Here is a 380-nt window from a genome sequence, read left to right on the forward strand (position 1 = left end):
AAGGTCGTCATCATGGTGTCGCGCTTCGGCCACTGCCTGAACGACCTGCTCTACCGCTGGCGCATCGGCGCGCTGCCGATCGACATCGTGGCGGTGATCTCGAACCACATGGATTACCAGAAGGTCGTCGTGAACCACGACATCCCCTTCCATTGCATCAAGGTCACCAAGGAAAACAAGCCCACCGCCGAGGCCGCCATTATGCGCGTGGTCGAGGATGCGGGCGCCGAACTGATCGTTCTGGCGCGCTACATGCAGATCCTTTCGGACGAGATGTGCAAGAAGATGTCGGGCCGGATCATCAACATCCACCATTCGTTCCTGCCCTCGTTCAAGGGCGCCAACCCCTACAAGCAGGCGTTCGAGCGCGGCGTCAAACT

General features: G+C 59.7%; 1 protein-coding gene. It reads left to right on the plus strand.

The features are described from left to right. On the plus strand, positions 1 to 380 hold a 380-nt coding region (locus LZA78_RS17610), incomplete at both ends, for a formyltransferase family protein (protein ID WP_306798994.1).

It is taken from the genome of Rhodobacter flavimaris, assembly GCF_021378075.1.
GTDB lineage: Bacteria > Pseudomonadota > Alphaproteobacteria > Rhodobacterales > Rhodobacteraceae > Rhodobacter > Rhodobacter flavimaris.